Annotated in this window: 17 protein-coding genes; 6 read left to right on the top strand and 11 right to left on the bottom strand. The window is 43.7% G+C overall.

Annotated elements, in window-relative coordinates:
* Nucleotides 1-49 precede the first annotated feature (49 nt).
* Both CLIN57ABFB40_RS05165 and ppdK read right to left on the bottom strand, forming a co-directional pair.
* A complete protein-coding gene (locus tag CLIN57ABFB40_RS05165; protein ID WP_175629178.1) occupies nucleotides 50-562 on the bottom strand; it encodes an outer membrane beta-barrel protein in 513 nt (170 codons plus the stop codon).
* Between the two features lie 219 nt (nucleotides 563-781).
* A complete protein-coding gene (gene ppdK / locus CLIN57ABFB40_RS05160; protein ID WP_175629177.1) occupies nucleotides 782-3,502 on the bottom strand; it encodes a pyruvate, phosphate dikinase in 2,721 nt (906 codons plus the stop codon).
* A gap of 253 nt (nucleotides 3,503-3,755) precedes the next feature.
* Here ppdK and rlmD point away from each other — a divergent pair, with 253 nt between their 5' ends.
* Both rlmD and CLIN57ABFB40_RS05150 read left to right on the top strand, forming a co-directional pair.
* Nucleotides 3,756-5,120, top strand: a complete 1,365-nt coding sequence (gene rlmD, locus CLIN57ABFB40_RS05155; protein ID WP_175630340.1) for a 23S rRNA (uracil(1939)-C(5))-methyltransferase RlmD — start codon at nucleotides 3,756-3,758, stop codon at nucleotides 5,118-5,120.
* A gap of 10 nt (nucleotides 5,121-5,130) precedes the next feature.
* A complete protein-coding gene (locus CLIN57ABFB40_RS05150) occupies nucleotides 5,131-6,051 on the top strand; it encodes an RluA family pseudouridine synthase (RefSeq protein WP_175629176.1) in 921 nt (306 codons plus the stop codon).
* A 66-nt stretch (nucleotides 6,052-6,117) separates the two neighbouring features.
* Here the strand turns inward: CLIN57ABFB40_RS05150 and CLIN57ABFB40_RS05145 are convergent, their stop codons facing one another.
* Nucleotides 6,118-6,525: a hypothetical protein gene (locus CLIN57ABFB40_RS05145; RefSeq protein WP_175629175.1), complete on the bottom strand. Its 408-nt coding sequence runs from the start codon at nucleotides 6,523-6,525 to the stop codon at nucleotides 6,118-6,120.
* 111 nt (nucleotides 6,526-6,636) lie between these two features.
* Here CLIN57ABFB40_RS05145 and CLIN57ABFB40_RS05140 point away from each other — a divergent pair, with 111 nt between their 5' ends.
* From CLIN57ABFB40_RS05140 to CLIN57ABFB40_RS05125, 4 genes are all read left to right on the top strand, one after another.
* Nucleotides 6,637-8,271, top strand: a complete 1,635-nt coding sequence (locus CLIN57ABFB40_RS05140; protein WP_175629174.1) for a B12-binding domain-containing radical SAM protein — start codon at nucleotides 6,637-6,639, stop codon at nucleotides 8,269-8,271.
* A gap of 149 nt (nucleotides 8,272-8,420) precedes the next feature.
* Nucleotides 8,421-9,047 (top strand): DUF4858 domain-containing protein, encoded by a 627-nt coding sequence (locus CLIN57ABFB40_RS05135; protein ID WP_175629173.1) that lies wholly within the window; start codon nucleotides 8,421-8,423, stop codon nucleotides 9,045-9,047.
* Nucleotides 9,048-9,253: 206 nt separating this feature from the next.
* Nucleotides 9,254-10,108: a type I methionyl aminopeptidase gene (gene map / locus CLIN57ABFB40_RS05130; protein WP_175629172.1), complete on the top strand. Its 855-nt coding sequence runs from the start codon at nucleotides 9,254-9,256 to the stop codon at nucleotides 10,106-10,108.
* Entirely contained in the window at nucleotides 10,108-11,346 is a 1,239-nt protein-coding gene (locus tag CLIN57ABFB40_RS05125) for a DNA recombination protein RmuC (RefSeq protein ID WP_175629171.1), read from the top strand. Before map ends, CLIN57ABFB40_RS05125 begins: the two co-directional genes overlap by 1 nt.
* Nucleotides 11,347-11,467: 121 nt before the next feature.
* Here CLIN57ABFB40_RS05125 and nhaA read toward each other — a convergent pair whose 3' ends face one another.
* The 8 genes from nhaA to CLIN57ABFB40_RS05085 all read right to left on the bottom strand — a co-directional run bounded on the left by nhaA (nucleotide 11,468) and on the right by CLIN57ABFB40_RS05085 (nucleotide 19,473).
* Nucleotides 11,468-12,787 carry a Na+/H+ antiporter NhaA gene (gene nhaA, locus CLIN57ABFB40_RS05120; protein ID WP_175629170.1) on the bottom strand — a complete coding sequence of 440 codons (1,320 nt, stop codon included), beginning with the start codon at nucleotides 12,785-12,787 and terminating at the stop codon, nucleotides 11,468-11,470.
* A 45-nt stretch (nucleotides 12,788-12,832) separates the two neighbouring features.
* The gene (locus CLIN57ABFB40_RS05115) at nucleotides 12,833-14,011 is read right to left on the bottom strand and encodes a sodium:proton antiporter (RefSeq protein ID WP_175629169.1); all 1,179 of its coding nucleotides are present in this window, start codon (nucleotides 14,009-14,011) and stop codon (nucleotides 12,833-12,835) included.
* A gap of 142 nt (nucleotides 14,012-14,153) precedes the next feature.
* The gene (lepA, locus tag CLIN57ABFB40_RS05110) at nucleotides 14,154-15,935 is read right to left on the bottom strand and encodes a translation elongation factor 4 (RefSeq protein WP_175629168.1); all 1,782 of its coding nucleotides are present in this window, start codon (nucleotides 15,933-15,935) and stop codon (nucleotides 14,154-14,156) included.
* 129 nt (nucleotides 15,936-16,064) lie between these two features.
* Nucleotides 16,065-16,265, bottom strand: coding sequence for a winged helix-turn-helix domain-containing protein (locus CLIN57ABFB40_RS05105; protein WP_175629167.1), 201 nt, complete (start codon nucleotides 16,263-16,265; stop codon nucleotides 16,065-16,067).
* A 155-nt stretch (nucleotides 16,266-16,420) separates the two neighbouring features.
* Entirely contained in the window at nucleotides 16,421-16,879 is a 459-nt protein-coding gene (locus CLIN57ABFB40_RS05100; protein ID WP_175629166.1) for a C-GCAxxG-C-C family protein, read from the bottom strand.
* Between the two features lie 118 nt (nucleotides 16,880-16,997).
* A complete protein-coding gene (locus CLIN57ABFB40_RS05095; protein WP_175629165.1) occupies nucleotides 16,998-18,251 on the bottom strand; it encodes an Nramp family divalent metal transporter in 1,254 nt (417 codons plus the stop codon).
* Between the two features lie 232 nt (nucleotides 18,252-18,483).
* Nucleotides 18,484-18,729 (bottom strand): TIGR03905 family TSCPD domain-containing protein, encoded by a 246-nt coding sequence (locus CLIN57ABFB40_RS05090; RefSeq protein WP_022136686.1) that lies wholly within the window; start codon nucleotides 18,727-18,729, stop codon nucleotides 18,484-18,486.
* Between the two features lie 6 nt (nucleotides 18,730-18,735).
* Entirely contained in the window at nucleotides 18,736-19,473 is a 738-nt protein-coding gene (locus CLIN57ABFB40_RS05085; protein WP_022136687.1) for a YebC/PmpR family DNA-binding transcriptional regulator, read from the bottom strand.
* Between the last annotated feature and the right edge of the window lie 11 nt (nucleotides 19,474-19,484).

Raw genomic sequence — 19,484 nt, 5'->3', positions numbered from 1 at the left:
AATTCCCTATTTTAGAGAACTCCCTTTCCTATTTCTTGTTCGTTTTTTATCAGAATTCGTAGTGAAAGCCAAAAGACAAGTCTTCGCTACCAAATGAAAATCCGTAACCGTTAGTGCCATAAACATAATCATCCCTATATCCTAGAAAACCACATTTAGTCACCAGACTGAAATGGTCGTTCAATTTTATAGCAAGTCCCGGTTTAATACCTAATTCAAAACCGCCTTCAGAATCTCCTTTCCATTTTACAGAGGAAACTCCGATACCACCGTCTAAAAACAGACGTACCACTTTATTTTCATAATAAGAGTAGCGAACGTAAGGAGCAAAACTGAAAGCATTTTTAAAGCCAACTGTCTCTTCGCTGTTATGTGCAAATCCCAATGTAGCTCCGACTGCCCATTGCTCACTCAAATTATATCCAAGCTCCGGCTCTATCAAAAAAGAAGTATTATCAGCATCATCATTATGCCACAATGCAACATTACCACCTACATAGAACTGAGCTTTAGCAGACAATGCTACCATTACCACAAAAAACAAAATTACAATCTTTTTCATTTTATCGTTGTTTTTAATTAAACACTACGGGGTGACTCCCCGAAATACCTTATTTTCCGGGGTGCAAAAGTATAACCCTTTTCTTGATAAAACAACTTTTTAGTTAGTTTTTTATAAAATACACAGTTTTAGTTTACATAAAAAAATAGACTGCAAATACCTTTACAAGTATTTACAGCCTATTTATCAGATAGTTAAGTACCTAACCAGTGTATTCAACTATCCCTCAATAGCTGCCTGCGCCGCAGCCAGTCTTGCGATAGGCACGCGGAATGGAGAACAACTAACGTAGTTTAGTCCTACTCTGTGGCAGAACTTCACTGAAGAAGGTTCGCCACCATGTTCACCGCAAATACCACATTTCAAATCCGGACGGATAGCACGGCCTTTTTCTGTTGCCATACGAACCAATTGTCCCACACCATTCTGGTCGAGAACCTGGAACGGGTCTACTTTCAAAATCTTCTTTTCCAGATAAACAGGAAGGAAAGAAGCAATATCGTCACGAGAATAACCGAAGGTCATCTGCGTCAAGTCATTTGTACCGAATGAGAAGAATTCAGCAGAAGAAGCAATACGGTCGGCTGTCAAAGCTGCGCGCGGGATTTCAATCATTGTACCTACTTTGAAGTCAATGCTGTCTCCCAGTTCTTCGAACAACTTCGCTGCCTCTGTACGAATCACGTTTTCCTGTTCCTTGAATTCATACAAGATACCAGTCAGCGGAACCATAATTTCCGGATGAGTCTCCACTCCTTCTTTCTTCAATTCCAATGCAGCACCCAAGATAGCGCGTGTCTGCATCTGAGTAATTTCAGGATATGTATTTCCCAGACGGCAACCACGGTGACCCAACATCGGGTTGTGTTCACACAATGATTCTACACGTTGCTGGATATACTGCAAACTTACGCCCATTGTATCCGCCATCTCCTGTTGTCCCTTCAAATCGTGAGGAACGAACTCATGCAAAGGAGGATCGAGCAGACGTACAGTCACCGGACAGCCCGCCATTGCTTTAAAGATACCCTTAAAGTCCGCCTGTTGATACGGAAGAATCTTAGCCAATGCCTTGCGACGTCCTTCAGCATCTTCTGCCAGAATCATTTCACGCATTGCCTTAATCTTTTCACCTTCAAAGAACATGTGTTCTGTACGGCAAAGACCGATACCTACCGCACCAAAGTTACGTGCAACTTCCGCATCATGAGGAGTGTCCGCATTGGTACGTACCTGCAAACGGGTATATTTATCAGCCAGTGTCATCAATTCTGCAAAGTCACCGGAAAGCTCGGCAGCTTTCGTCTCTACCTTACCATTATATACTACACCCGTACTTCCGTTCAGAGAGATGTAATCGCCTTCTTTCAGCACCACACCGTCAATTTCCACCGTACGTGCCTTATAGTCAATATTCAATGCACCAGCACCCGACACACAGCATTTACCCATACCACGAGCCACCACAGCAGCGTGAGAAGTCATACCGCCACGGGCAGTCAGGATACCTTCGGCGACAGCCATACCCGCCAAGTCCTCAGGAGAGGTCTCGATACGAACCATCACCACACGTTTGCCGGCAGCATGCCATTCAGCAGCGTCATCAGCGAAGAATACAATCTGACCGGTTGCAGCACCCGGAGAAGCCGGAAGACCACGAGTCAGGATTTTTGCTTTTTTCAAAGCATCCTTGTCAAATACAGGGTGGAGCAATTCATCCAGCTTATTCGGTTCAACGCGCATCAAGGCTGTCTTTTCGTCAATCATACCCTGACGGAGCAAATCCATAGCAATCTTCACCATGGCAGCACCCGTACGTTTGCCGTTACGTGTCTGAAGGAACCAGAGCTTACCTTCTTGAACGGTGAACTCCATGTCCTGCATATCTTTATAATGATTTTCCAATTTTGTCTGAAGCGCATCCAGTTCTTTATAGATTTCTGGCATAGCTTCTTCCATAGAAGGATATTTTGCAGCACGTTCTTCTTCGCTTACACCCGCCAGTTGAGCCCAACGTTGAGAACCGATCTTAGTAATCTGTTGCGGAGTACGGATACCGGCTACTACGTCTTCACCTTGCGCATTAATCAGGTATTCACCATTGAAAAGGTCTTCACCTGTAGCTGCGTCACGTGAGAAACAAACGCCGGTTGCGGAAGTATCTCCCATATTACCGAATACCATTGCCTGTACGTTTACGGCTGTTCCCCATTCGTCAGGAATACTTTCCATCTTACGGTAAAGGATAGCACGTTCATTCATCCATGAATCGAATACTGCACAGATGGCACCCCAAAGCTGTTCGTATGCACAAGTCGGAAAATCTCTTCCTGTCTGTTCTTTTACGGCAGCTTTAAATTTCTTCACGAGTTCTTTCAGGTCTTCCACTTCCAGTTCGTTATCAAGTTTCACACCTTTCGCTTCTTTCACCTCTTCGATGATTGCTTCGAACGGGTCAATATCTTCCTTATTAGTAGGTTTCATTCCCAAAACCACGTCACCGTACATCTGTACAAAACGACGGTAAGAATCCCATGCAAAGCGTGCATTACCAGTTTTGCGGATAATTCCTTCCACCACTTCATCATTCAGACCAAGGTTCAGAATAGTATCCATCATACCCGGCATGGATGCGCGGGCACCGGAACGTACAGACACCAACAAAGGATTTTCAATGTCACCAAATTTGGATTTCATCAGCCCCTCTACATTAGAGATGGCTTTAACGACTTCATCTTTCAGCAACTCAACCACTTTATCACGTCCTAACGTGTTGTATTCCGTACAAACATCTGTAGTTATTGTGAATCCGGGAGGGACTGGAATTCCAATTAAATTCATTTCGGCAAGGTTTGCACCTTTACCACCTAACAAATTCTTCATGTCGGCTTTTCCTTCTGCCTGACCATTTCCAAAGGTATAAACTCTTTTTTTATCCATAATATTGTGTTTAAAGTTACATTATGACTTTTTTCTGTTCGCAAATCTAAGGATATTTCGCAAATCAGAAAACTTTTTGCGAAAAAACTTTCTATCAAAATGCAATTTCGACATTACAATCTGGATTATTTCTCCAGACACGAAAGTTTTCCAAAAAAAATACCTACTTTTGCAAAGTAATTATTAGAATGGTGTAAAAGTGGCAAGAAAGAAAAAAGAACTTCCCTTATTGGAGAAGGTAACAATCATGGATGTGGCTGCCGAAGGAAAAGCCATCGCAAAAGTAAACGACTTGGTAATTTTTGTTCCCTACGTAGTGCCGGGCGATGTCGTAGACCTTCAGATCAAGCGTAAGAAAAATAAATATGCCGAAGCGGAAGCGGTGAAGTTTCATGAACTATCGCCCAATCGTGCCGTTCCTTTCTGCCAACACTATGGCGTATGCGGCGGTTGCAAGTGGCAGGTGCTCCCCTATCCGGAGCAAATCAGATACAAACAGAAGCAAGTGGAAGATAATCTGAGACGTATCGGAAAAATCGAACTTCCCGAGATTTCCCCAATTCTCGGTTCGGCTAAAACGGAGTGGTACAGAAACAAACTGGAGTTCACATTTTCCAATAAACGTTGGCTGACCAACGAGGAAGTTCGCCAGGATGTGAAGTATGACCAGATGAATGCTGTTGGTTTCCATATTCCGGGAGCGTTCGACAAGGTGCTGGCTATCGAAAAATGTTGGTTGCAGGACGATATATCCAACCGTATCCGGAATGCGATACGCGATTATGCTTACGAACATGATTATTCATTCATCAATCTGCGTACACAAGAAGGTATGCTGCGGAATATGATTGTCCGTACTTCCTCAACGGGCGAATTGATGGTAATCGTGATTTGCAAGATTACGGAAGAGCACGAAATGGCACTGTTCAAGCAACTGCTTCAGTTTGTCGCTGATTCTTTCCCGGAAATTACATCTTTGCTATACATTATTAATAATAAGTGCAACGACACCATCAATGATTTGGATGTGCACGTATTTAAAGGTAAAGATCATATCTTTGAGGAAATGGAAGGCCTGCGTTTCAAGGTAGGTCCGAAATCATTCTATCAGACTAATTCGGAACAGGCTTATAATCTATATAAGATAGCCCGTGACTTTGCCGGACTAACCGGAAATGAACTGGTGTACGACCTTTATACTGGAACAGGCACGATTGCCAACTTTGTCTCACGCCAGGCGCGCCAAGTAATCGGTATCGAATATGTGCCGGAAGCTATTGAAGACGCAAAGGTGAATGCGGAAATCAATGATATTAAGAATACCTTGTTCTATGCCGGCGACATGAAGGATATGTTGACTCAGGACTTCATCAATCAGCATGGACGCCCGGACGTTATCATAACAGACCCCCCTCGTGCAGGTATGCATCAAGATGTGGTTGACGTCATTTTGTTTGCCGAACCCAAACGGATTGTTTATGTAAGTTGTAATCCAGCTACTCAGGCACGCGATTTGCAGTTACTGGATGGTAAATACAAGGTGAAAGCTGTGCAGCCGGTAGATATGTTCCCTCACACTCATCATGTGGAGAATGTAGTATTACTAGAACTTCGATAAAAGAAAAAAAATGGAAAAAAGACCTAGAAAGACACCTGCTGAAAGAGCACGTGCCCAATATACAAACTATGCAGTCAGGGAACCGATGGAACTCATGGATTTCCTCGCTGCCAAAATGCCGGACGCAAGCCGCACAAAGCTGAAATCTTTGTTAAGCAAGCGGGTGGTATTTGTTGACAATGTGATCACTACACAATTCAACTTCCCTCTTCAACCGGGAATGAAAGTGCAAATCAGCAAGCAAAAGGGAAAGAAAGAGTTTAATAACAGATTGCTGAAAATCGTATATGAGGACGCTTATATCATTGTTGTTGAAAAAATGCAAGGACTCTTGTCCGTCAATACGGAGCGTCAGAAAGAGCGTACTGCTTATACAATACTCAATGAATATGTACAGCGTTCGGGACGTCAGTTTCGTGTGTATATTGTTCATCGCCTGGACAGGGACACTTCCGGCTTGATGATGTTTGCCAAAGACGAAAAAACACAGCGGACGCTACGCGACAACTGGCATGAGATAGTGACCGACCGCCGATATGTAGCCGTAGTGGAAGGTAGTATGGAAAAAGACTATGATACGGTCGTTTCCTGGCTGACTGATAAAACACTTTATGTAAGTTCCAGTGAATATGATGACGGTGGTTCAAAATCAATCACACATTATAGAACCATCAAACGTGCAAACGGGTATTCTCTTGTAGAACTGGATTTGGAGACAGGACGCAAGAACCAAATTCGTGTGCATATGCAGGATTTAGGTCATCCGATTGTCGGTGATGGAAGATATGGCGGAGAAAACTATTCGAATCCTATCGGACGCTTGGCACTTCACGCTTTCAAGCTTTGTTTTTATCATCCGGTAACGGGAGATTTGATGGAGTTTGAGACACCTTATCCGGCAGATTTCAAGAAGCTGTTTCTGAAGAAATAAAAAATAAAAGCGGAACTCTTTAAAAAAGAGACTTCCGCTTTTAATTTATATTAAAATATTCATCTTCTATTGCATTTCCAATGTAAAAGGGAAACCCTCTGAATCTCCTGTCAAATAAAAAATTCCAGTCATTAATCCACGACGTATGTTCACATCATCCATGTAGGAGATTCCATTTCTACCATAATCCAAAACAAGGTTATTACTGTAACGATCCTCCCAATACCACTGAAAACGAAAATGGCCATATGGTTCACCGTTACGATAATATTGATATTCTTCACCAAAGCCATCCGGGTCAAAAGTAAACTCACTATATATATACCTTCCATTGGCAGCACTCATGCCGACATCTCCTGCCCATATCCTGCCGAACATCTGCTCTTCTAAGTCTTCATCGTCCTCACACGAAGTAAAGCCAACCAATAAAGTCAGCATCATTAAGATACCTGCATATCTCTTAACCATTTTCATAATCTTCCAGTTTATTGCGTTTATAAATACAAATTTAGCGTTTTTATTTTACTATACACTTCAAGCCATAAGTTTTTTGTACCTTTGCCCCGATAATATTAAAAAAATTACATGAAACTTCTTTGGCTCGATTTAAATAGCTCCTATGCACACTCCTCATTGGCACTCCCTGCACTCCATGCTCAAATAGCAGACGATACCACTATTGAATGGTGCGTAGTCTCTGCCACGATTAATGAAAATACCGGTAGCGTTGTCAATCAAATCTACCATCACCAACCGGATATCATTGCAGCCACCAACTGGCTATTTAATCACGAGCAACTATTACACATCGTTTCACGTGCAAAAGCATTATTACCTCATTGCTGTATCATACTCGGCGGCCCCGAGTTTTTAGGAGATAACGCAGCTTTCTTATATAAGAACAAATTTGTAAGCGGAGTGTTCCGCGGAGAAGGCGAAGAAGTATTCCCTTTATGGCTAAAAGTGTGGAATCACTCAAAAGAAGAGTGGAAATCAATAACAGGCCTCTGTTATCTTGATGAAAACAATCAATATCAAGACAACGGCATCGCCCGCGTCATGAATTTCTCACAACTTATATCTCCTGAAAAGAGCCGTTTTTTCAATTGGAGCAAGCCCTTTGTCCAACTTGAAACAACCCGGGGATGTTTCAACACATGCGCTTTTTGCGTCAGTGGCGGTGAAAAGCCTGTCCGCACCATTCCTTTGGAAGCTATCCGTGGACGTCTGAATGACATTCACCAGCATGGAATCAAGAATGTACGTGTCCTCGACCGTACCTTTAATTACAACAATAAGCGGGCAAAAGAATTACTCGACTTATTCCGTAACTATCCGGACATCTGTTTCCATCTTGAAATCCATCCGGCTCTCCTTTCCAAAGAATTAAAGCAGGAGTTATCCGCCCTACCGAAAGGTCTATTGCATTTGGAAGCCGGAATTCAAAGCTTAAAAGAACCTGTTCTACAACAAAGCCGACGCATCGGAAAGTTATCCGACGCTCTTGAAGGATTAAAATACCTCTGCTCCCTGAAAAATATGGAAACACACGCCGACTTAATAGCGGGACTCCCACTCTATCACTTATCAGAGATATTCGAAGATGTCCGCACCTTAGCGGAATATGGCGCAGGAGAAATCCAACTGGAATCCCTAAAGCTGCTCCCCGGCACAGAAATGCGAAGAAGAGCAGAAGAATTAGGTATCCAATACTCACCGCTACCACCCTATGAAGTATTACAAACCCGTGAAATATCAGTAGACGAACTGCAAACGGCCCATTACCTATCCCGTATGTTAGACGGATTCTACAATACTTCTACTTGGCAAAAGATTACCCGGACACTAATTCTGGAAAATCCTTCTTTCTTACATGAATTCCTCAACCATTTAGTGCAAACCGATGTCATCGACACTCCTTTAAGTCTGGAAAAAAGAGGACTTATCTTATATGATTTCTGTAAAAACCATTATCCGGATTACCTGACGCAAGTCAGCATCGCATGGATAGAAGCAGGTATGTCGCTTAAAAAAGCTCCGGCAGAAAGAGTAAGGACAAAAAGACAAGTTCCCCCTGAAAATTGGGAAGTGGAATATGGCTCGTATCGTGAGAATCTACGTTTATGTTTTCTTCCCGTTGACGAAGAAGGGCATGGATACTGGTTCGGTTTTGAATCGGAGATTCAGAAGATACAACCGGTTTTCAAAGCTACAACTTAACAAAAGTCCTCCGTAACCAGAAAACTGTCCAAATAAAAAAAGAAAAGGATTCCCATATTTTGTGAAATAACCGCTATTCATTTATTATTTGTAGCAACATTTCCTATTCTCCATCGTCCATACAATAAACTTTACTAGCACAACACTGTATGGACATTCAAAAATATCAGTTAATGATTCTTTGCCTATCATTGCTCTCTTTATCTGTCGCAGGACAAGAATGGAGTAAACAGGATTCATTGAAACTACTGCAAATATTAAACTCTGAGCAAGAAATAAAAATAAACAGAGAACTCATTGAAGCAACAGAACAAGGTACGTATTCTCCAAAACCGTTTACTGATTTTGATTTAACATTGCCAACTATAAAACCTTCTACAATCTTTTCAAAGCCATCCATTAACACCAATAACATACCCTGCAAGCCATCTGCCTCTACCTTTTTACCCACTTACTTCTGGTTGAGAATAAACAAGAATCTTATTCTACATAGTAAAAGCAACTTTTCAGAAAAAACAACCAACTTCCATATCCAGACTCTTATTGAATATAAGTTCTCCAAGAAATGGTCACTCAATATATATGGTACGCAAAATCTCGATACCCGAAAGCACCGGGGGTTGCCTTCCGAAGTAGAGCCAACCCAACTAGGAAGCGACATTGTTTTGAGAATAAATAAAAACTGGAAAATCAAGACCGGTATGCAATATCAATACAATACCCTACGAAAAAGATGGGAATGGATACCACAAGCCAGTGTTTCATATGAATGGTAAATAATACAAAGTCGTTATAATCATACAAGAAAAAGAATACGGATAAACAAATGCAATTATTCTATTCGTATTATACAAATCGTATAATACAAAATCAATAATATCTCATCTTCCCGTAAAGACAGAAAAGTTTTAGAAGCCAAGCAAACGTATCTTCCATTTTATTCTCTACCTTTGTAGAACGATTAAAAAAACATCCTATAATAATGAAGAACTTTATCAAGGGATTCCGGTTTACCCCCTCCAATTATCCGGCAGCAGTAGAAGAGAAAATACAGAAATATAGAAAACAAGGATATAAGCTTCCACCACGTAAAGTACTCCGCACCCCCGAACAACTGGAAGGAATTCGTGAAAGTGCCAAAATCAATACGGCATTGTTGGATTATATCTCAGAAAATATCCGTGAAGGAATGTCCACCGAAGAGATTGATGTGATGGTTTATGACTTCACAACCGGACATGGAGCCATCCCTGCCCCACTCAATTACGAAGGATTTCCGAAAAGCGTTTGTACGAGTATCAATGATGTGGTATGTCATGGGATACCCAATAAGAATGAAATTCTGAAAAGCGGAGATATTATCAATGTGGATGTATCCACTATTTACAATGGATACTTCTCCGATGCATCCCGCATGTTTATGATTGGCGATGTAAGTCCCGAAATGCGCAAACTCGTTCAGGTGACCAAAGAATGTATGGAAATAGGCATTGCCGCCGCACAGCCCTGGAAACAACTGGGCGATGTAGGCGCAGCCATCCAGGAGCATGCAGAAAAGAACGGATTCAGCGTTGTCCGTGACCTTTGCGGGCATGGCGTGGGAATGAAATTCCATGAAGAACCGGATGTGGAACACTTCGGACGTCGTGGCACAGGTATGATGATTGTACCGGGGATGACCTTCACCATCGAACCGATGATAAACATGGGAACCTACGAAGTATTTGTAGACGAAGCTGACGGATGGACAGTCTGCACCGACGACGGGCTACCCTCAGCCCAATGGGAAAACATGATACTGATTACTGAAACCGGAAACGAAATTCTGACATATTAATGGAACTGATTCTACTTATTGTAATTGCCGTATTAGTGACAGTCCTACTGGTATTATCACTGACAAAAGGCAACAACCAAACTCAAGCGGAACAATTACAGATAGCTTTGCGCCAACAAATGCAGGAGAACCGGGAAGAACTGAACCGCAGCATCCGGGAACTTCGCATGGAGATGACGCAAACGCTCAACCAGAATATGCAGCAACTCCAGGATGTCCTGCACAAGAACATGATGACCAGCGGAGAGTTGCAACGCCAGAAATTCGACACAATGGCACGCCAGCAGGAAGTTCTGATTAAATCGACCGAGAAACGTCTGGACGACATGCGCCTGATGGTAGAAGAAAAGTTACAAAAGACACTGAACGAACGAATCGGACAGTCGTTTGAAATCGTCCGTTCGCAGCTCGAAAATGTACAAAAGGGACTCGGAGAAATGAAATCCCTGGCACAGGATGTCGGCGGACTGAAAAAAGTATTGAGCAATGTAAAAATGCGGGGAACATTCGGTGAAGTACAACTCGGAGCATTACTCGAACAAATGATGAGCCCTGAACAGTATGACGCAAACGTCAAGACGAAAAAGAGCGGAACCGAATTTGTCGAATTTGCCATCAAACTTCCGGGAAAGGACGATGCCAACAGCACCGTTTACCTTCCGATTGACGCTAAATTTCCGAAAGACATATACGAGCAATATTACGATGCTTTCGAAGCAGGAGATGCCGCGTTGATGGAATCATCCGGCAAGCAGTTGGAAAGCACGATTAAAAAGATGGCCAAGGATATTCACGATAAATATGTGGATCCCCCTTTTACTACCGATTTCGCCATCATGTTCTTACCTTTCGAAAGCATTTACGCTGAGGTAATCCGAAGAACAAGTCTTGTAGAGACACTTCAGAAAGAATATAAGATCGTAGTGACCGGACCGACGACACTAGGAGCTATCTTGAACAGCCTTCAAATGGGATTCCGCACACTAGCCATCCAAAAGCGTACCGGCGAAGTTTGGACTGTATTAGGAGCCGTCAAAACGGAATTCGGCAAGTTCGGCGGATTGCTTGAGAAAGTACAGAAGAACCTGCAAAGTGCCGGTGACCAACTGGAAGAAGTAATGGGAAAACGGACACGCGCCATCGAACGGAAACTGCGGCAAGTAGAGCAGTTACCACATGAAGAAAGTCGGAAGATTCTGCCGATTGACGGAATAGATGATGAACTTACAGATGAATAGAATAATTAAAAATAACTCTGCATACTATTACAAGAATTTCATATTTTAAACTAATAATCCCGCCATTCAAGCTTTATCCCCTTGACAGGTAAAGGTAGAATGGCGGGATTATTATATTTTATCAACGCCCCTGCCCCTTTGCAAGCACCACCCGGAGCACAATATAACCCAATAATCCGGAAAGTATGGAACCCGACAACACTCCAAACTTAGCCTGGTTCAACAAGACCGGATAATCAGCTCCGAAAGAAAGGTTGGCAATGAAAAGCGATACGGTAAAACCGATGCCGCCTAACAATGCAACTCCGGTAAGATTCATCCAGTTCATTCCCAATGGTCTGGGAGTCAGTCCTGTTCTGATAGCCAACCAAGTGAACGAATAAATACCGATGAATTTTCCAAACAACAATCCGGCTGCCACCGCAATACCCACGTTGCCGACCAACTCGCCGCCCCCGCTAAACACAACGCCGGCATTGACAAAAGCAAAAAGCGGAAGAATCAGGTAATTGACCGCCCCATGCAGATTGTCTTCCAATGATTGCAACGGACTAATCACACGGTCGGAAGCCGACTCCACCTCTTTCAGTTTGGCAATCTGCTCATTAGTCAACACAATACTTCCTGACTCCATTGTCGGGAAGCCGGCTATTATACGGCGGATATCTTCAATATACTTTCCTACGTTCAAACGAGGCTTTGCGGGAATAACAAAAGCCAGGATAACCCCGGAGATTGTACTATGAATACCCGATTGCAAAAATAAATACCAAATAACGACCCCAATCACTAAAAAGAAAATCTTATTTGTCGCCCCCCATTTTCCAATAAAGTAAAGCAAAACATAAAGCAACGCAGCCACCAGAAGATAACCGTAAGAGACATGTGAACTATAAAAAATGGCAATCACCAGAATACCGCCAATATCATCGACAACCGCAAAAGCCGTCAGAAAGATTTTCAGACTCAGCGGAACACGATTCCCTAGCAAACTCAACACACCCAATGAAAAAGCAATATCCGTTGCCATCGGGATGGCAAGCCCTTGTCCGCCGACACTGCCCGGCGGGCAAATCATCATATATATAATTACGGGAACCAGCATGCCACCACAAGCAGCGATAAAAGGCAACGCCGCCTTGCGGAAAGAAGAAAGCTCGCCCACCAGCAATTCCCGCTTGATTTCCAGCCCCACCAGCAAAAAGAAAATCGTCATCAAGCCATCATTGATAAACTCAATCATCCGTAGATTCTCCCCACCGTGCGAAAGTAAATTAAAACTACCAATCCGCAAATGAAGTTCATGCGATAAGAACGCCTGATACACCGGAGCCACAGAAGAGTTCGCAATGATGGCTGCCGAAATAGCAGCCAGAAATAGAAGAATACTCGCTGTGATATTCATGGATGAGAAATTCCGCATAGTCCGCAAAATAGTCATAACGAAATGTATTTATAATATTAGACTCGCAATATACGGATTTTTCTAATTAATATAGCTTCTTAAAGCAAGGTTTTTCACCCATAAAACAAAAATGCCTGTCAAAATCAGGTTCAGCACCAAGGTAAGGACGGAAATCACCAATGCCGGACCGCCCAAGTTATATCCCAACGCAATGAAAATAATCCCGGCTCCTACCTCGCCACGGGTAAACATACCGATAGAAAGAGCCAGCCGCTCACTTAATTTCCGGTCACGATAGAAGAACATCGGACAAAGCTTTCCTACATTCGACAACAAAGAAACAATCACCACATGAAACATAATCATGCCCCACGACATCATCTCCTGCGACCCCGTCACGGAATGCGTGCCCGCATGAGTTTCCGCAAAGTTCACCCCGATAAAATGAGGCATGCTCATACCCACCAGAAACATGAACAGGAAAGAAATTCCGGTAGACACTTTCCGTTCCACAGCAGTATCATGCTCCCTATGCTTCATAATCATTCCGAGAACAAACGCCGGCAACAGCACCTCAATATGAATACTCCCCTCTTCGCCATACAACTCTTTACTGCCCAGATAAAGAATCTGAGTAGCCAGGAATATAATAAACGAATAAAAGAGGATAGCCTTCCAATCCTGACGCCAATCATACTTATTCAACCGCTGCCAGCCGACAGCCAACAACATAAATACAATTACCACCACAATAATCAACTGCCAGCGCAAGCCAATCATCATTATTTGAAGAGGAATCATCAGAATAATCGTATCCAAATCATCAAAAATAGCCAACACCTGAATCTTTTTATAAATCCAACTGGACTTCAGCCCGATAGCTGCCAGCATTGTAAACAAGATACCGGCCGACGTAGGAGCCGCGAAACGGCTCAACAATAAATTCTCCTTCCACGCTTCCCAACTATTCCAGTAATCGGGCGGCAGCAATACAAACACGTAATAAATGGCAATCATAAACCACGGCAGAGCTGCCGTCGCCATCGCTATGAAATAATCTTCTGCATAGCTCTTCCACCGAACCTTGTCGAGAACAAATTCCCGACCCACATTAATCATTATAAAACTAAGACATACATAAAGCAGTACATTCGAAACGGACTTGACAGCCCCATAACTTTGCCCCGCCATAACCGGCAGGAACTGTGAAATGACGAGCCCCAACATCAGGAAGCCCGAAAAAGACAGAACTTTTCTCATATTTATAGTCGTTCGTTTTTTAAAAGTGATTGCCAAGGAAAGCTCTGCAGACAGAAGGCAGTCACCCTGGTGTATTAAAAAAACTAACCGCAAGTCAATTTGTTCAGAAAATACTCTGAAAAAACTGCTTGCGGTGATATTCTTAATCCAGTTTCAGTACAGCAAGGAAGGCTTTTTGAGGCACTTCCACGTTACCGATTTGTTTCATTCGTTTTTTACCTCTTTTCTGCTTTTCAAGCAGTTTACGCTTACGGCTCACGTCACCGCCGTAACACTTCGCCGTCACATCCTTACGGACCGCCTTAATCGTTTCGCGCGAAATAATCTTCGCCCCGATAGCCGCCTGGATGGCAATATCAAACTGCTGGCGCGGAATAAGCTCCTTCAACTTCTCGCACATCCGCCTGCCCATATCATACGCATTGTCGATATGCGTCAATGTAGAAAGCGCGTCCACCGGCTCACCGTTCAGCAGAATATCCAGTTTCACCAGCTTGGACGTACGGAAACCGTTGGGATGATAATCAAACGAAGCATATCCCTTGGAAATGCTCTTCAGCTTATCATAAAAGTCGATAACAATCTCTCCCAAAGGCATATTATAATAGATCTCCACACGATTTCCGGAAATATACTCCTGCTTGAGAAGCTCGCCGCGTTTGCCCAGGCAAAGCGTCATGATAGGGCCGATATAATCGGTCGTCGTAATGATAGAAGCCTTGATATACGGCTCCTCGATATGGTCTATCATAGTCGGGTCGGGCATACCTCCAGGGTTGTGCACTTCCTTCATATTACCTTGCTTATCATAGATATGGTAGGATACGTTCGGCACGGTAGTAATCACATTCATGTCAAACTCACGATCCAACCGTTCCTGTACAATCTCCATATGGAGCAATCCGAGGAAACCACAACGGAAACCAAATCCCAAAGCCAACGAAGATTCCGGCTGGAAGGTCAGAGAAGCATCATTCAACTGCAATTTCTCCAAAGACGCACGAAGATCTTCAAAGTCTTCCGCCTCAATCGGATAAACTCCGGCAAACACCATCGGCTTCACTTCCTCAAAACCGGCAATAGCCTTGTCGCACGGACGGGCGATATGCGTAATGGTATCTCCCACCTTCACCTCTTTGGAAGTCTTGATACCCGAAATAATATATCCTACATCTCCCGTACGAAGCTCGTTGCGGGGAACCATATCCATTTTAAGCACCCCCACCTCATCAGCGTCATACTCTTTTCCCGTATTGAAGAATTTCACCTTATCACCCTTGCGGATTATACCGTTCTCAATCTTGAAATAAGCGATAATCCCACGGAAAGAGTTGAACACAGAGTCGAAAATCAACGCCTGCAACGGAGCATCCTCGTCTCCTTCGGGATGAGGGATGCGTTCGATAACGGCGGCAAGTATCTCTTCCACGCCCATACCCGTCTTGCCCGACGCACGGATTACCTCTTCGCGTTTGCAACCCAGCAGTTCCACAATCTCATCTTCCACCTCTTCGGGATTGGCGCTTGCCATATCACATTTATTGATAACCGGGATAATTTCGAGATCGTGCTCAATCGCCATATACAAGTTGGAAATAGTCTGTGCCTGTACCCCCTGCGACGCATCGACAATCAGCAACGCACCCTCGCAAGCGGCAATCGAACGGGACACCTCATACGAGAAGTCCACGTGTCCCGGAGTGTCAATCAAGTTAAGGACATACTTCTCACCCTTATAGGTATATTCCATCTGGATAGCATGGCTCTTGATCGTGATTCCTCTTTCTTTCTCCAGGTCCATATTATCAAGCATCTGCCCCGAAGTAACCTGAATAGTCTTGGTATATTCCAGCAGGCGGTCGGCCAAAGTCGATTTACCGTGGTCAATATGAGCAATAATACAAAAATTGCGTATATTCTTCATTCTGAATTCTTGTTATTTTATCTTTTTGGTGTGCAAAGATACGTAAATGGCGGAATAAAAAAAAATGCGTTGATAACATTCTGACAATGTACCAACGCATTTTTTTTATTGCTTAAGTGAGTTACTCGCTTAGATCAATTTGATGAAGAGTTCACCTTCAACTTCTTCCACAGAGACTTTGTCTTCTCTCAATAACCAGCCAAGTCCGAGGAACAGGTCTTTGTCAACCAACTTAGTTGCTTTCTTCAGTTGCTTGGCAGTCATTCCTTCTGTTTCATTCAGTGCATTCCAGATTTTTCCTGCGATTACACCTGCTTTTTCTTTCAACATTTGCTTTGAAATTTTAGTTATACATGCTTAAAATCATCCGTGCCATAAAGACTTTCAGATTTTATTTCGAGGACAAAGATAGTTATTTTTATGTTATATAACACTTTATTGAATGCTTTTTTACTGATTTTGTAATAAAAAAAGCATTTTTCCGTTCATTTCGGATGCTTTTCGAGGTATTCACACCAAATTCTTGCTGCTTCTTCCACCATTTTCGCGCAAGGGCGCTTGCTATAATATTGAGCAGTACGCTCTTCCGGCACGGTAGAAACCGGTTCTTTTTTCTTCAATCCCAACAATTCTCCGCAAATCAGCGAACCGTTGCGTTTTTTAAACTCAGCCGCCAGTTCCTGCACCACCGCATAGTTGGCAGCTTTGCCTTCCCGGTCTGCCGCTTCCGTCGCCCCCGTTTCCAGTCCTGCAACGAGAAACATTCCACAGGCAGCTCCACAAGTCTCACGCATCCTGCCTATCCCCCCACCGAAGGAAGCGCTCATGCGCAAGGCCTGTTCCTGTGTGAATCCATACATATCCGCAAAGGCAGCCACAACAGACTGCGAACAGTTATATCCGCTCTTAAAAAGCTCCACCGCTTTTTGTATTCTATCTTCCATACTATTTTCCGCTTTTTATTTTCATGCAAAAATAAGAAAAAGTATCTATGTTAGCGGAAATCACACCAATTTAAAAATCTAAATATCGAAAATACGTGCGCTTCTCCTGTCCAGCCATTCAGGAAAACAGCAGCATGATATTCAGCGCCGATACGATAATCGCAATCGCATACAGTACAAACGTGCTCCAGCGGCTATTCACATAATCCCCCATCACCTTCCGGGAAGAGGTCAGCCCCACCTGCAAAAAGACCGTAAAGGGCAACTGGATACTAAGTATCATCTGTGAGATAATCAATCCCTTAAAAGGATCACCGATAAAGAAAATCAGCAGCAAGGCAATGCCCAAAGACAAAAGTACCCCTACCTGCGAGTGACTGTCTTTAATATGATAGGATTCGCCAAAGATACCCGCAAAGATAGAACCTGCCGCCATCCCGCTCGTGATAGTCGACGAAATGCCCGCCATCAGCAGAGCCAACGCGAATACGATTGCGGCATTACTTCCCAGCAACGGTTCGAGCAGCGATTTGGCTTGCTGCAATTCCTCCACCTGAATACCGCTTTTGAAAAAAGTAGCGGCAGCCAGCAGGATCATCGCACTGTTAATCGCCCAGCCGACAATCATCGAAAACAGCGTATCAAACAACTCATACTTCAATACCTTCTTTATCGACGCATCGTCTTTCTTATTATACTCGTGGCTCTGTATCACTTCCGAATGGAGAAACAGGTTATGAGGCATCACCACCGCCCCCAGCACACTCATGATAATCAGCATGCTTCCTTTCGGGAATGACGGAGTCACCCATCCTATCGTCGCAGCCGGCCAGTCTATTTCCACCAGGAACAGCTCATAAATAAAAGAAAGTCCGATAACGGAAACGAACGCGATGATAGCACGTTCTATCTTCTTATAAGAATTGGTGAAAAGCATGATAGAGACAAAAAGCGTTGTCAATACAGCCCCCCATATGATAGGAATATCCAACAGCATTTCGAGCGCAATGGCGCCACCCAGAATCTCCGCCAGCGAGGTAGAGATAGAAGCCAGTACCGCCGTGCCAAGTATGGGACGGGACACCCATTTGGGAGTATATTTAGTGGCCGCTTCCGAAAGGCAAAGCCCGGTAACAATCCCCAAGTGGGCAACGTTGTGTTGAAGCACAATCAACATGATAGTGGACAGGGTGACTACCCAAAGCAGCGAATACCCGAACTCGGAACCGGCAGCGAAATTAGACGCCCAGTTTCCCGGATCAATAAATCCTACCGTCACCAAAAGCCCCGGGCCGATATATCTGAACACATCCAGCCCGCCCAAATAGCGTTTATGATCTTTGCGTTTTAAATCTTGAAAAATATTCTTCATTTCTTGCATAATAGTTTATCCAGTACAAATATACTTATAAATAACGACTGGAGTTCGAGTTTGGTTCAAAATACCGACAAGTAAGTATATGAAAACAGGCACGGATTACGCAGGAGTCACGGTTCAAAATCAATAAAACCGTGTTATCCGTGTAATCCGTGCCTGAACAAAAATCAAAAGGGAGTTTTTTGCCCCCTTCTGATATAACTATAAAAAAAGGAAACGTTGTCCGTTAATATCCCATCTCATGCAATGCACGACATAACTGGTCGGGACAAGACGTCGGTCTGCCACCACAACGTACACCCTCAAGCTTGGTAATCACCTCTTCCACTTTCATGCCTTTTACCAGACGCGAAATACCTTGCAGGTTGCCGTTGCATCCGCCCCAAAAAGCAACTTCCTTCACAACTCCATCTTCCACATTCAGTTCGATGTTCGTGCTGCAAGTGCCTTTGGTTTTATAAACATACTCCATACCGGCTTATTCTTCGCTTTCTTCAGGTTTCATGTTCGTATAAACAGTCTGCACGTCGTCAAACTCTTCCAGACGTTCAATCATCTTGTCCAGTGTCTCGCGTTGTTCGGGAGTCACATCCTTCATATCGTTGGGGATATAAGTAAAGTCTCCGCCGACATCTTCAAAGCCACATTCTTCCAGGTGCTTCTGAATAGCCGCGTAACTCTTCGGGTCACCGTAGATAGTGATTGTCCCTTCTTCTTCATCCTCGTCATATTCATCTTCCACATCATAGTCGATCAGGTCAAGAATCAGCTCTTCCATATCCAGTCCGTCTTTCTTCTTGAAAGTAAACATACATTTGTGGTCGAAAAGGAATGCCAGCGACCCCATTGTACCCAGGTTTCCGCCGAACTTGTTAAATACCGAACGGACGTCAGCCACCGTACGAGTCGTGTTGTCCGTCAACGTATCCACAAAGACAGCAATTCCGTGAGGGCCGTATCCTTCGTAAGTCATGCTCTTGTAGTCGCTCTGGTCTTTACCCATAGCGTTCTTGATGGCACGTTCGATATTGTCCTTCGGCATATTCTCACGCTTACAAGTAGCGATAACCGAACGCAGGGTCGGGTTATTCTCCGGTTCCGGTCCGCCCGCCTTCACAGCGATAGCGATCTGCTTGCCCAATCTTGTAAAAGTTTTAGCCATGTGGCCCCATCTTTTCAGTTTAGCGGCCTTTCTATATTCAAATGCTCTTCCCATTGGTTTATATT

It is taken from the genome of Bacteroides acidifaciens (assembly GCF_903181435.1).
Taxonomy (GTDB): Bacteria; Bacteroidota; Bacteroidia; order Bacteroidales; family Bacteroidaceae; genus Bacteroides.
The sequence above is the reverse complement of the archived record's forward strand: the minus strand, read 5'-3'. Positions and strand labels throughout refer to the sequence as shown.